Annotated in this window: 9 protein-coding genes; 3 read left to right on the forward strand and 6 right to left on the reverse strand. The window is 67.9% G+C overall.

Annotation, left to right across the window (positions count from 1 at the left end; all coding sequences use genetic code 11):
* Window positions 1–302 precede the first annotated feature (302 nt).
* The 3 genes from DAT35_RS57290 to DAT35_RS57300 are packed head-to-tail and all read right to left on the reverse strand — an operon-like array spanning window position 303 to window position 2,611.
* On the reverse strand, window positions 303–1,793 hold the full coding sequence (locus DAT35_RS57290; protein ID WP_158502468.1) for an IS66 family transposase: 1,491 nt from the start codon (window positions 1,791–1,793) through the stop codon (window positions 303–305).
* 42 nt (window positions 1,794–1,835) lie between these two features.
* Window positions 1,836–2,216 (reverse strand): IS66 family insertion sequence element accessory protein TnpB, encoded by a 381-nt coding sequence (gene tnpB / locus DAT35_RS57295; RefSeq protein ID WP_108077912.1) that lies wholly within the window; start codon window positions 2,214–2,216, stop codon window positions 1,836–1,838.
* A complete protein-coding gene (locus tag DAT35_RS57300; protein WP_108077913.1) occupies window positions 2,210–2,611 on the reverse strand; it encodes a transposase in 402 nt (133 codons plus the stop codon). The genes tnpB and DAT35_RS57300 overlap by 7 nt, the downstream gene beginning before the upstream one ends.
* Before the next feature lie 608 nt (window positions 2,612–3,219).
* Here DAT35_RS57300 and DAT35_RS57315 point away from each other — a divergent pair.
* Window positions 3,220–5,046 (forward strand): hypothetical protein, encoded by a 1,827-nt coding sequence (locus DAT35_RS57315; RefSeq protein WP_199243327.1) that lies wholly within the window; start codon window positions 3,220–3,222, stop codon window positions 5,044–5,046.
* 596 nt (window positions 5,047–5,642) lie between these two features.
* Here DAT35_RS57315 and DAT35_RS57325 read toward each other — a convergent pair.
* From DAT35_RS57325 to DAT35_RS62270, 3 genes are all read right to left on the reverse strand, one after another.
* Complete coding sequence (locus DAT35_RS57325) at window positions 5,643–7,913, reverse strand: RCC1 domain-containing protein (protein WP_108077916.1); 2,271 nt, start codon at window positions 7,911–7,913, stop codon at window positions 5,643–5,645.
* Between the two features lie 421 nt (window positions 7,914–8,334).
* Entirely contained in the window at window positions 8,335–9,882 is a 1,548-nt protein-coding gene (locus DAT35_RS57330; RefSeq protein WP_108077917.1) for an FAD-dependent monooxygenase, read from the reverse strand.
* A gap of 106 nt (window positions 9,883–9,988) precedes the next feature.
* A complete protein-coding gene (locus tag DAT35_RS62270; protein WP_108077918.1) occupies window positions 9,989–10,336 on the reverse strand; it encodes an FAD-dependent monooxygenase in 348 nt (115 codons plus the stop codon).
* A 668-nt stretch (window positions 10,337–11,004) separates the two neighbouring features.
* Between DAT35_RS62270 and DAT35_RS61715 the strand changes: the two genes are divergently transcribed.
* The gene (locus tag DAT35_RS61715) at window positions 11,005–12,999 is read left to right on the forward strand and encodes a mersacidin/lichenicidin family type 2 lantibiotic (RefSeq protein ID WP_158502470.1); all 1,995 of its coding nucleotides are present in this window, start codon (window positions 11,005–11,007) and stop codon (window positions 12,997–12,999) included.
* A 517-nt stretch (window positions 13,000–13,516) separates the two neighbouring features.
* Window positions 13,517–13,642: transposase (locus DAT35_RS57345; protein ID WP_233262319.1), on the forward strand; the 126-nt coding region annotated here is incomplete at its 3' end.

A 13,642-nucleotide genomic window follows, 5' to 3' on the forward strand; every position in this document is an offset into this window, starting at 1 on the left:
GCCCACGGCGGGCCGGATTTCTGGGAAGGACACGTTGGCATGTGTCAACGTAGGTCCACCCTGGGCCAGGGGCGTGGCAGACGGGCCATGGGTGCGACCGAGCGCCACCTGCACTGCGCTGGCAAGCTCGAGCAGAGCGGGGACGGAGAGGCGGACCGCACGACCACCGACGCTCGGCGGAACGAGGGGTGGGGAGCGGTCCGTCCACTCGAGCGGCAATCGCATGTACGTAACAGCTCGCCGCGCCCCGTCTGGACGGGGCGGGGATGAGCCCGCCAGGCATCGACGCAAGGCGCGCGGTGTCAGTCAGAGCTGGACGGGAGCGTGACGGTGCCGGGATTCTCGATGGCGGCAAGCGCGGCGCGCAGCAGGTAGCGCCCCGGGTCCTCACCGCGCAGGCGGGCCGTCTCAATGAGCGAGTAGAAGAGGGCCGCCACCTCGGTACCGCGCAGCGACTTGGAGCCGTAGTGATTCTTGCGACCCACCACCATGTCGCGCAGCTGCCGCTCCACCAGGTTGTTGTCCAGCGGCACCCAGGCATTGGAGAGGAAGACAGTCAATCCGTTCCACAGCCCCAGCATGTACTCGAGCGCCTTGCGCAGAGCGCTGCCCGGCAGCGAGCGCTGAGCGAGCGCCCACTCGCGGATGGCGGCCACCAGCGGAGCGGACTTCTCCTGTCGCACCGTGAGCCGTTGCGCGAGCGCCGCGGCCTGTTGCTCCCCCTGCAGTACGTGCGGGTCCGGTAGGTCTGCCTCAATGGCATACAGCTGGCCCATGAGAGACAGCACCTCGGCGCACGCGGGGGCCACGCTCTCAGCCTCCACGAATTTGCGTCGCACGTGGGCCCAGCAAAACACCAGGGAGCAGGAGGCTGGCCCGTCCGCTCCGGGCTTCGTCGCCGTCTGGTAGGCGGCGTAGCCATCCACCATGACGACGCCCGCGTAGTCACCCAGCACCAGCTTGGCGGTGGCACCGGAGCGGCTGGGCAGAATCCGGTGGTACACCGCGTCCGTACAGGCCACCGTCCACGCGTACCACTTCTTCCCCGGGCCCTTGTTCAGCATGTACCAGTGCGTCTCGTCCGCGTGGATGAGCGGGGAGGAGAAGACGACGGCGGGCAGCGCCTCGTAACTGGGCTGCAGGTGGTGGGCCAGTGCGTTGAGCTGGTCCCACAGAGTCTGGCTGTCCACCACCAGGCCCTCGCGCTCAAACATGCGCTCCTGGCGCGCCAGCGGCAGGTGGAAGCCATACTTTTGCAGGGCGACGTGCACGGCGAAGTCCACCGAATAGCGGCCACCCTCAATGAGGCGCGGCGGGGCCGGCGCGGTGACGGGCGCGCACCCGCAGGGACAGCGGTACTTCTGCCGCCGGTAGAGCTTGAGGACGAAGTGGCGCTCCACCACGCTCACCTCCTGGCTGTCCTCCGTCTGTCCCGTCCACTCCTTCAACGCCCCGCCGCACAGGCCGCACACCTTGTCGGCCTCGTCTAGGGGCAGCACCACCTCCTGCACGGGCAGCTGCGGCTGGGCTCTCGGCCCGTGTCCGCGCTGCTTGCGTGCGCTCTCCGGCACCGGCGTCTGCGTGGCAGGCTTGCGCTTCTCGCTGGAGGCGCCGAAGAGGCGTTGCTGCATGAGCGCCAGCTGCTCCTTGAGCTGGTTGAGCTCCAGCTGCAGCCGCTGCGGGGCATCCTCGCCTTTGAGCCGGGCATTCTCCGCGACGAGGACTTCCAGGCGCTGGTGCAGCCGCGCATTCTCCGCCTCCAGCAGCGCGGCCATCTGCTTCGCCGTCTCCAAGTCTGTTACGTGCTCAAGGCGAACCATACTTCCGCGGTAGTGCTACACGACGGGCGCCACCGCAAGCTCTTTCTCCTCGAAGGCGGGGGGCGACAGCTTCCAGCGCCCGGCAAGCTCGCAGCCCTCCAGGAATAGCGACAGCTCGGCCACCGTCAGCTCCACACTCGGCTCTCCCTGCTGTACCCAGGGCCTGGCGAAACGTCCCTTGAAGAGGCGTTTGGTGAGTAGCACCAGCCCCGTGCCGTCGAAGTACAGCACCTTGGCGCGCCGCCGGCACCGCCCGACGAAGAGGAAGACGTCGCCCTTGAGGAGCTGTCCTCCCAACTGCTGCTCCACCAGGGCGCTCAGCCCGTCGAAGCCCTTGCGCATGTCCACGGGCACCGCACTGGCGAACACGCGCACCGCCCGCGTGAGCGTCAGCACGCCAGCCTCCGCAGCAACTGCGCCGCTTCCTCCAGGCCCAGTCCCTCCACTCTCCAGCCCTGCGGCGACACTACCGCGAAGGTAGTCGCCACTGGCGAGGCCGCATGCGCCTTCGGCGGGCGCACCACCACGGGCATCAACGGCGCGGCCTTCGGCTCACTGCTCTGCACCTTCTTGCTGCCGGGCGTCTGCCCCCGTCTCCACGCCTGCAACGTCGGCTCCGACACTCCCAGCCTCTCCACCACCGCCTTCAGCGTCTCTCCCTTCTCCATCTCCTGTGCCAGGTAGCGCACCGCGAACGCTCTCAGTGGCTCGGGGAAGGGGCCCGAGCCCTTCGCTCTTCCTGCCCTCAGCCTCTGCGCCTCCTGCCGGAACTGCTCCAACTCCTTCTCCACGTGCACCTCCAGGTTTATTGCCTGGACGTCTCACGCCACTGCCCCTCTCGTCACGACGGGGTCCGGCGAGCAGTTACGCATGTACTGTCCGGGAGGATGCTCCACGTCGACGTAACGTCGGCCGTCCTGGCTGCGAATGAACCGGGCGACCGGCAGCTTCACTCCCTTGAGAGGGTGAGCCGGCAACGTGACGGTCACGCGCTCAATTAAGGGTGGAGGACCCGTGGCAGTGTGTCGATGCCGTCGTGAACGAGGCGGGCGGGGGGCGAGCGATTCTGGAGCACCTGGGCCTGCCCACGGCAGGTGCGAGCCTGGCCCCGGCGCGCGGGCCCCCCCAGTCCGCGTGGTGTTGAAGCTCAAGCCGCCAGGGCCAAGAGTGCCAGGCCCCTGCCGCGCTCCTCATGGGAGGGCGGCCAGGGCCGGCGTGTTCCCCAAGGGGCTGCGCGGCTTCTCCACCCGCCTGGCGCACTGCTCGGGCGGCCCCCGTCCGCGGCCCTCCTCGGCCCCTCCGCTCCAGCCCTCTCCCTCAACATGCCCTCTATCCCGCCTATACGCCCAGGCAAACAGGCGCGGAATCGTGGCCCGCCCGGATTCGTTTCGCTCGTCGCATGCCTAGACGACTCCGACACCTCCTCCTCGCGTTGCTTTCCCTCGTGGGGGTCGTCTGGGGCGGCTGGATCATCGGCGCCAACGTCGCTCTTCGGCTTGCTCCCCAGGCGATCGACAAGCGCGAGCCGATCGCAATTTCGTTCAAGGCGTGGACACTGATCCCCGGCACCATTCACGTGCGCGACTTCCGCATGCGCGTGGAGGATCGCTGGACGCAGTGGTCGCTGGAGGCCGCCACGGCCACGGTGCACGTGGAGATCGCGCCGCTCTTCACCCGCAGCTTCCACGCCCGCCGGGTAGACGCCGACGGCGTGAAGTTCCGCCTGCGCACCCGCCACACCCCCGAGGAGCTGGCCCAGCTCCCGGCGAATTCCTTCCCGCCCATCCCGGGTCTCGGGCCCCAGCCCCTTCGCGAGGACGACCGCTTTCCGTTCGACCCGCCGCTCGAGCACCCGTGGACCGTGGCGATGAATGACGTCCACGCCTCCGCGACGGAGATCTGGGTGGACGGCGAGCGTTTCGAAGGCGCGTCGAGCGCCACCGGCCGCTTCGGGATGCGCTTCGACCGTCACGTCGAGGTGGGCTCCGCCGCGCTGGAATTCACCGACGGCACCCTGGAGCACCGCGGCTCGAAGATCGCGCAGGCGCTCACCGGCCGACTGGAGGCCTCGCTGGACCGGTTCAACCCGCGCGAAGTGCGCGACGCGGCGGTGCTGGATCAGCTGAGCGTGAAGGGCCGACTGCGTGGCGCGTCTCCCGAGGTCGACGCCGGCAGCGTGTCCACCGGTTGCCCGAGCTTCAAGGCCGACCTGGCGATGGTCCGCGGCGTGCTCGCCGAAGGCACCGCGCTCACCGCCCGCGTTCCCGACATCGAGTCCGAGTTTGGTCCGATCGCCGTGCGCGGTCAGGCGGAGGTGTCGTTCCAGGTGAAGGGCGATGAGCAGATGGACTGGTCCCTGCGCGCCCGCAACGTTCGGGCCACCGCGCGCCGCTTTGGTTCGCTTTCGGTGGTGGCGATGGCGGCGACGGTCACCGCGAAGTCGAAGGGCACCCGCGTGCGCACGCTCGGCCTGCCGACGAAGGCGAAGCTGGACCTGCCGAGCGCGCGCGTCCGCGATCTCCGGGCGTTGAACGCGCTGAGCCCTGAACCGCTGGGCATCGAAGTACTCTCTGGCAGCGGCGTGCTCAGCGCGCACCTCCAGGTCAACGCGCAGGACCGCATCGCGTCCGGCTCGATCCACCTCGAGACGTCAAAGCTGTCGGTGAAGCACGAGGACCGTACCATGCACGGCGTGGTCACCGCCGACGTGCGCATCGAGAAGGTCGACGGCAAGCTTCAGCGGATGACCGTCGGAAAGACCCAGCTCGCGTTCTCGCAGATGGTGATCGAGAAGGCGCAGGTCGCCAACGCGCCGTGGAGCGGGGCGATCGTCCTCCCCGGCGGGACCGTCGATGCACATCGCAAGGAGATCTTCCGCGGCAAGGTTCAGGCGCGGTTCGACAACGCGAAGCCCCTGTTCCGCGCGATGGTGGACGAGCTCCCGGTGCCTCGAATCGTGAAGGGGCTCATCACCCCGAACAACGTGACTGCCTCGGCGGACGTGAGCCTCGGCCGGTCGCTGGTGGAGATGCGCAATCTGCAGGCGCGGGTGGGCCGGGCGGACGTGCGCGGCAACGCGACGATGGCGAAGAAGAGCCTGCGCACCGTGGCGGAGGTCTCGCTCGGCTCGAAGCGGATGGGCATCGTGAAGGACGGCGAGAGCACGCACGTAAAGCTGCTCGCCGGCCGCGACTGGTACGACCGCGCGCTCACCACGCAGAGCTAGACGCAATGCCGATCAATCAGGCGGCCCTTGTGAGGGCCGCTGAGAGTTCTTCGGCCGGCTCGGCCGGAACCACGATCAAGCTCACGCGATTTTTGCCCTGCATGAGATCAGGGCGCGCCGAGGAAGCGGGTCGGCTCCCTCAAGATGGGGCGGAGCCGGGGCAGGAGGAGGAGAGCCCCGCCATTGCCGCGACGGTGGAGGAGCCGAGGAAGGAGCACACACCCCGATTGGACCAGGCCGGGCTGCTGCGCAGGACGTTCGCCCTGGATGTGTTCGCGTGCTTGAGGTGTGGAGGCAGGCGGCGGCTCTTGGCGTACGTGAAGGGAGCAGGAGGGGTGAGAGCGATTGTGGAGCACCTGGGGTTGCCCACGGCGAGTGCGCACCTGCCCCCTGAGCGAGAGCCGCCCCAGAGCTCGTGGTGTTGAAGCTCAAGCCGCCACAGCCTGCCAAGAGAGCCAGGCACCTGCCGCGCCCCTCCTGGGAAGGCGGCTGGGCTGGGCACGCAGGGCTCCACCACCCGTAAGCCGGCGTCGCCGCCCGGGCAGCAGTGCCTGCCCTGCCCGGGCGCCGAACGTCAGGACTCCCGATGCCTCACCTCACCACAGCTGAACGGGCGTCGGAGAGAACCCCGACCTGCCGTTTCCGAACTGTCCGTAGAGGTTGTAGCCCCACGCGTAGACGGTGCCGTTCGTCCGCAGCGCCAGCGAGTGGTAGTAGCCCGCGGACACTGCCGCCACGCCGGTGAAGCCTGGGACCTTGAACGCCGTCACGTGGCCGGCCCCCGTGGGATCTCCCAGCTGGCCCCAGACGTTGTTGCCCCAGGCCGAGAGGGTGCCATCCGAAATCAGGGCCAGCGAGTGGTAGTAGCCCGCCGCCAGGGACGTCGCTCCCGTGACGCCCAGCGCCTGAACCGGCAGCAGCCGCCGGGTCACCGTCCCGTCTCCCAACTGGCCATTGGTGTTGAGGCCCCAGGACCACACCGTGCCCCCCGTCTTCACCGCCAGCGAGTGGTTGAAGCCCACCGCCACCGCCACCATCCCCGTGAGGTTCAAGCGGCCCGGCGCCAGCCGCTGGGTGGTCGTCCCACTCCCCAACTGGCCCTGTGAGTTGGCGCCCCAGGACCACACGGTGCCATCCGTCTTCAGCGCCAGCACATGGCTGGCTCCCGCGAACGTCGCCACGGCCTTCACCTCGGTGAGGCCCACCACCTGGACGGGCGTCAATCGGGAGAGGCCCGTTCCATCTCCCACCTGCCCCTCGGTGTTGCGCCCCCAGCCCCAGAGCGTGCCGTCCGCCTTCAATGCCAGCGAGAAGCCATTGCCCGCCCCCACGGCCGTCACGCCGGTGAGGCCGGGAACCTGGAGGGGAACCAGGCTCGCGAGAGTCGTCCCATTCCCCAACTGGCCCTGCGCGTTGTCACCCCAGGCCCAGACAGTGCCGTCCGTCCTCACCGCCAACGAGTGCGACGCCCCCGTCGAGACGGCGGTGACCGCCGTGAGCCCGGACACCTGCGAGGGAGACACCTGACGCCCCAGCGTCCCGTCTCCAAGCTGCCCGCTGTTGTTGTTCCCCGACCCCCAGACGGTGCCGTCCGTCTTCAACACCAGCGAGTGATACGTCCCGCCCGCGGGCTGCTGGCTGCCGGTGAACTGGGTGATGGTGGGGTACACCGTGTCGGCCTGGGGGAAGGTGCCGTACTCGTACGAGTCGTGACGCCCCCAGGCCCATGCGGTGCCGTCCGACTTGAACGCCAGCGCGTGGTAGCGCCCCACGCCCAGGGCCGCCACGCCGGTGAGCCCCGGCACCTGCGTGGGTGAGAACCGGGTGCCGCCCATCTCGTCCCCCATCAGCCCATAGCTGCCGTTGCCCCAGGCCCAGACCGTGCCGTCCGTCTTCAAGGCCATGGAGTAGTTCTCACCCGAGTCCATGAACGCGACACCGGTGAGGCCGGGAATCTGCGTGGGTGTCAGCCGGCGCGCCATCGTCTCATCCCCCATCCCGAGCACGCCGAACCAGTTGTCACCCCAGGCCCAGGCAGTGCCATCCGACCGCACCGCGAAGACGTGGGAGTGCCCCGCCCTCAGGAACACCACGTTGGTGAGGCCCGGCACCTGCGCGGGCGTGAGCCGGCTCGTGGTCGTCCCATTCCCCAGCTGCCCGTACGTGTTGTCACCCCAGGCCCAGACGGTGCCGTCCGCCCTGAGCGCCACGGAGAAGAGGTAGCCTCCCGATACGGCCGTCACCTGCGAGAGTCCCGACACCCGCGTGGGCGTCAGCCGCTGGGTGGTCGTCCCATCCCCGAGCTGGCCGCCCTCGTTTCTCCCCCAAGCCCAGACGGTGCCGTCCGCCTTGAGCGCCAGCGAGTGCAGGTAGCTCCCCGAGACGGCCATCACCCCCGTGAGGCCCGGCACCTGAATGGGCGACAGGCGGCTGCTGGTCGTCCCATCTCCCAGCTGTCCATAGGTGTTGTAGCCCCAAACCCACACGGTGCCGTCCGCCCTCCGCGCCATCGAGTGGTTGCTGCCCACCTCCACCGCCGTCACGCCGGTGAGGCCCGGCACCGGCGCGGGTGTCGTCCGGTGGGTGGTTGTCCCATCCCCCAGCTCTCCCCCGTAATTGGTGCCCCAGGCCCACACCGTTCCGTCCGACTTCAGCACCAGGTTGTGGTGATACACGGCGAGCGTGTCCTGGACCGCCAGTCGCCACTGCTGCGTCCCCACCCCCTCCGCCGCAACCTCGCTCGGCGCGCCCGGCTCCAGCGCGTCCGGGAGCGGCTCCCCACCCCCACAGCTCAACCCCGCCACCACCACGCACACCAACCAGATGGACCTGACGACAGAGGACACGGCGTGATTCCTTGCGCTCATGGACTCCCTCCTGGAGGTACGGCGGACCTGTCTGTATCCCAGTTGCACTTCTGAGAGGAAGGGCCTCCCTGTTATTTCAATGTAAACAGCCATTTCTGATACTGAATTGTTTTGGGTGGACTGGATGGAAGCCAGGCGACTCGACGCGCTCATGCGCCAACCCCTGCAGGTCGCAGCGCTCGGGCCCGTGGATGGCGAATGCCGCACCGCGAGGGCCAACCTCTTGCGCGAGAGGACGTCCAGGCGTGTGTCTGCTGGAGATGAAAGGCTTCTGCGCCGGCTCGGCGTGCGGCTCATGGGCTCCCCGTCAGCCTCCCTCTCCTCTCGCTCTGCTCCCGCCCGCTACGCCCAAGAGGGCTCCTGTCCTTCCTATGCTCCGGCGTGGAGTTGGGGCATGGGCCAGTCGAGGAACGGCTTCTTGTCAGCGACTGATGGCGTGATGTTCGCGGCTCACGAACCACTTCGCCGCGGCTCGTGTGACTTCCTCGGGGCTGGGAGTCGCATCGCTCGCCCATGCAACGAACCCATCAGGACGCACGAGCAGCGCGCTCAGTCCAAGGCGCTCCTTGGCATCGCCAGCCACGTACCTGACCTGGTCGCCCCAAAGGCCATCAAGCGCTTGGAGCGACGCCAGCCGGCCGAAGTCCAACAGCAAACCGTTCCCATCTCGGAGCAATGTGCCGAGCCTCGTTCCGTCCTCGAGCTCGAAGTCCGGGCAGCTGCGGCCCACCAACGGGTGTTCACCGCCGAGGTCGTAACGGAGGGACACACCCCAGAGACGTTCAGCGAAGTAGGTCGCACCCTCGCGCGTATCGAGCAGGTCGCGGAGGATGGCTTCGAGCGCGCGGGAATGTCGGTTGGGTCGCATCAGCGCGACCTGGGCCCGCGACCAATCGAGGATGCGCGCCCCGATCGGATGCCGCTCCGTGGTGTAGCTGTCGAGTAAGCCCTCGGGGGCATCGCCTCGGATGGTTGCAGCAAGCTTCCACCCGAGGTTCATTGCGTCTCCAAGTCCGAGGTTCAAGCCTTGTCCGCCTAACGGTGAATGAATGTGCGCGGCGTCGCCCGCCAGCAGCACCCGTCCCTTGCGGTAGGTCGTTGCTTGCTGCGAGCGGTCGGTCCATGTCGTGGCGACGTTCAACGCCTTGAGGGTCACGTCAGTGCAGGACACGCGCCGGAGGACCGCTTGCACGTGCTCGCACGTGACCGGTTGGGTGCGATGGAATGCGCCGCCGTCAAAGTCGACCATCGCGATCACCCCTGGCTGCCCTTGAGTGTACATACCGGTCGGCGTGTAATGACGGCCCGGGCGGAGTTTCTCCGGGTCGGCGATTTCGACGTGGACCGAATACCCCGTGAACTCAGGCTCGGTACCTTCGAACTCGAAGCCACCTTGTTTGCGTACTGTGCTGCGGCCGCCGTCGCAACCCACGAGCCAACGCGCGCGAATGCGTTGCTCGCCGGCACGGACGGTGACTTCATCGTTCGAAGCCTCGAAGCCTTCGACACCCTGGCCGCGCTGGATCTCGACTCCGACGGAGAGTGCGTGAGCGGCGAGGACGCGCTCGAGATGCTCCGTTTCGATCCCCAATTGGGTGTTGGCCGGGCTCGGGAGTCGGTACGTCCACCGCGACGAATCGACGTTGCTGTAGTCGAACGGGATGCCCGCGAAGTGGCCGGCCGGCCCGCGGCGCTGTGAGCCGGACGCCATTGAGCCAGGTCTCGGCTGGTCAGCGGCACCATCGTCGGCACGACGTTGCGGCTCAATTCGTTCCAGCAGTCCGCGCCGGTAGAAGGCTTCGATGCTTGGGCCCCAGAGTCCTCGCCTTCCAAACGGGAACCGCTTCAGGGGTGAGTGCGGCTCCTCCAATTGTTCAAGCACCAGCACGGAGAGCTTCGCGAGCCGCAGCTCGCAGGCCAGGAACAGGCCGACCGGGCCGGCCCCTGCGATGATCACGTCGTAGACCAAGGTGTCCTCTTGGCTCGGGTGTTGTTTGGACCGGGCCTACGCCAGCGTATCGTCGCGGCGCCAGCGCCAGAAGTGCACTCTCGAATTCGTCGCCCGAGCAGCCCCCTCAGGTCTGCTCATGTCCAGTGAGCAGGTTGAGGAAGCCTCGGGGTGCGTCGTCGCCGTTGAGGGCCTCGTGGAGGAGCTCACCTTCGATGGCGACCGCGGCGCTGCGGGGGAACAGGGCTTTCTCGTACTCCGCGAGCGCGGCCTCGACATCATCGGGGTGCGCGGCGATGGCCCTGCCGAGTTCGGCGCCGTCGTACATGGCGAGATTGGCGCCTTCGCCCGACGGAAGCATGAGGTGGGCGGCGTCGCCGAGCAGGTGGGGTTGCCCCCGGCGAGTGCGCACCAGGCCCCTGAGCGAGGGCCGCCCCAGAGAGCGTGGTGTTGAAGCGCAAGCCGCCACAGCCATCCAAGAGAGCCAGGCACCTGCCGCGCCCCTCCAGGGAAAGCGGCTGGGCTGGGCAGGGGTGTGTCTGCTGGAGATGAAAGGCTTGTGCGCCGGCTCGGGGTGCGGCTCATGGGCTCCCCGTCAGCCTCCCTCACCTCCCGCTCTGCTCCCGCCCGCCACGCCCAAGAGGGCTCCTGTCCTTCCTATGCTCCTCCTCATGGGAGGGAGGCCAGGGCCGGCGTGTTCCCCAAGGGGCTGCGCGGCTTCTCCACCCGCCTGGCGCACTGCTCGGGCGGCCCCCGTCCGCGGCCCTCCTCGGCCCTTCCGCTCCAGCCCTCACCCTCAACATGCCCTCTATCCCGCCTATACGCTGACCACCTACCCCGGCCCTCGCCCGCAACAGGGCTCCCATTCCGCCTATGTTCCAGGGCCCTGAGCCGCGCCTCTCTCGTGAAGCGGCCTCCGCGCTCGAACTGTCCGCGAGGCAATGGCGGTAGCCATTGTTCATGATGCCCAGCTGACACTGGCTGGTGCCTTATGTCCGTGGCCCATGCCTTCACTGGGACGGCCGGTGAGCTCGGATGGAGGGCCGGCCAGTAGCGCGCTCGGCGCGTCACCCCTGCCATCCGCGGACTCTCACCGGGAGCCTGCGCCGATTCCCCAGGACAGGCATTTACCAGGAGGATGCCATGAAGAAAGAGTTGATTGTCCGAGCCTGGAAGGACCCCGCGTTCCGCGCCAGCCTCTCCGCCGAGGAGCGTGCCGCCCTCCTCAGGTCTCTTTTATTGTTTACACCGCACCGGAGTGACCGCGCACAGGAGAACTCCACGCCTCTCGAGCCTGCTATCCTCTCGCCGCCGCCCGTCTACGGGTATGTGGCGCTCGGCGTCCAGGACAGCGGCGACGCTGTCGCCGTCTTCGATCCCAAGAAGCGCGCCCTGGTGACCAACCTGGGAACGGGCAACGGGGAAGGGTGCGTCGTCGCCAGCTTCCGCAGCGCTGCGTTTTTCATCGTCGGAGGAGAAACCCTTAACGCTAACGTGTTGTACGAGGTCGACACGCGGGCCGTGCCCCGCGTCGTGGCCAGTTTCCCCCTCGGCTCCGGCAATTTCCCGGAGGACATCGCCCTCTCTCCCGACGGGGGCACCATCTATCTCGCCACCCTCAGCGGGATCATGGCTTTCGACCGGGCCACCGGGGTCCTGTCCACTCTCTTCTTCGACGGATCCATCGGGTTCGTGCTGACGGTCGACGGCAAGTACCTTTATCTCTACGACCGCGCCACCACCATGGTGCGGGTGCTCGACATCGCCAAGAAGGCGCTCACAGCGGCGAGCATCGATCTCGGCACCATTCCCTCGATGTTGGCGATCACCCCCGCCGGCGATCGCATCTACACCGCTAACGGTCGCAATGACACGGTATCGGTCATCGACACCAGCTCCAACACCATCCTGACCACCATCCCGGTGAGCCGAGCTCCGGTCCGCCTGACCGTGACGCCCGACGGCAAGCGTGTCTACGTCGCTTGCTTCGACTCGTCCACGGTGGACGTGATCGACGTCGCCACCAATACGGCGACCGGCAGTATCAAGCTTCGCAGCAGGCCGAACTGTCTGGCCGCCACTCCCGACAACCGGTTCGTCTACGCCGCCCTCCCCTTCCTCGGCCACGTCCACGAGATCGACACGGTGACCAACACGGTGACCGCCGAGGTGGACCTGAAGGCCGCCAGCCGGGTCGATGGTATCGAGGCCATCGCCTTCGGCGCCCCCCTCGCCTCGGACCATCAGGTCGAGGCGCTCGTCGCACTCTCCGGGGCCGACCGGCTGTGGATGTCCGGCCCTTTCGGTGCCGGCACCCTCCCGGTCGGCACCGCTCCGATCTGCGTGGCGCTGGCCCCCGATTGCCGCCGGGCTTATGTGGCCAACCATGACTCGGGTGACGTGTCGGTCATCGATCTCCTCACCAGAACCGTGCTCCGCACCATTCCCGTCGGGACCGGGGCCGGACCTCGACCGGTGGGCATCGCGGTCTCCCCCGACAGCACCACCGTCTACGTCGCCAACAGCGGCCAGGACTCCCTGACGGTGATCGACACCCGGACCTTCTCGACCCAAGATTTCGCGGTGGGCGATACCCCGGTCGGCGTGGCCGTGGCCGCCGACGGCGAGTTCGTCTACGTCACCAACTTCTTTTCCGGCACCGTCTCCGTGTACGACTCCACGAAGAAGAGGGTGACCGGCTCCATCCCGGTGGAAAACCTGCCGTTCGGGGTGGCCACGGATCGGAGCTCCGGACGGGTCTGGGTCAGCAACACCGGGAGCGGCAGCGTGTCGGTGATCGACGTCAAATCGGGGAGGGTCGATACCGTCCCGATCGGCGGCCTCCCTCTGGCGATCGCCATCGGCCCGGGCGGGGCCAGGGCCTACGTCACCAATATCAGCAGCAACACCGTGTCCATCATCGACAACTCCCTCCGGGTCGTCGATACGGTCGACGTCGGACAATACCCGTTCTCCATCGCTGTCGACCCCGATGGCCTGCAGGTGCGCGTCGCCAACCCGGGCTCGAGCAGCGTCTCCCTCATCAACGCGATCTCGCACCACGTGGACACCCAGTCGTTCGCGGGCGTGCCGGCCGGGGTGACGGTGGGCAACCTCTGGAGGCTCATCACCGAATAGACGTCGGGGGCGCCCAGGAGCCCGGCAGCGAGCCGATGCCGGGTCGCGCCGCCGGGTGCGGAGTGAGAGAGCTCAAGCCGCCAGGGCTAAGAGAGCCAGGCACCTGCCGAGCCCCTCCAGGGAAAGCGGCAGGGCTGGGCAGGCGTGTGTCTGCTGGAGATGAAAGGCTTATGCGCCGGCTCGGCGTGCGGCTCATGGGCTCCCCGTCAGCGTCCCTCACCTCCCGCTCTGCTCCCGCCCGCTACGCCCAAGCGGGCTCCTGTCCTTCCTATGCTCGCGGTCGGTTCGCGTTCCCGCTCCATCCCGCCGTGCTCCAGATCGTCGTGCGGGCGATGCGAGCCAGCTGATGGAGCCTGGCAATAGCAGACGAGGATCACCCCTCCAGCGCTTCGAATCGCGATCCACAGGAACCGCGTTTTCGAAGAGGCACGATTTCGACGAGTGTCTGAAAAGGCCGCAAAACCGCCATGCCAGCAAGTGGCCGGAATTTGGACCCAGCGCTTCAGAGCAACTGAGCATGGAGGGCTTCTCCCTGCACGCCAACACGCACCTTCACGAGAACGACAGGCAGGGACTGGAACGGCTATGCCGCTACGGGGCGCGCGGTGCGCTGGCGCTGGAGCGGCTGTCACGAGCGGAGGAC

Origin of the sequence: Vitiosangium sp. GDMCC 1.1324, assembly GCF_003044305.1 — a bacterium.
In the GTDB taxonomy this organism is placed as follows: domain Bacteria; phylum Myxococcota; class Myxococcia; order Myxococcales; family Myxococcaceae; genus Archangium.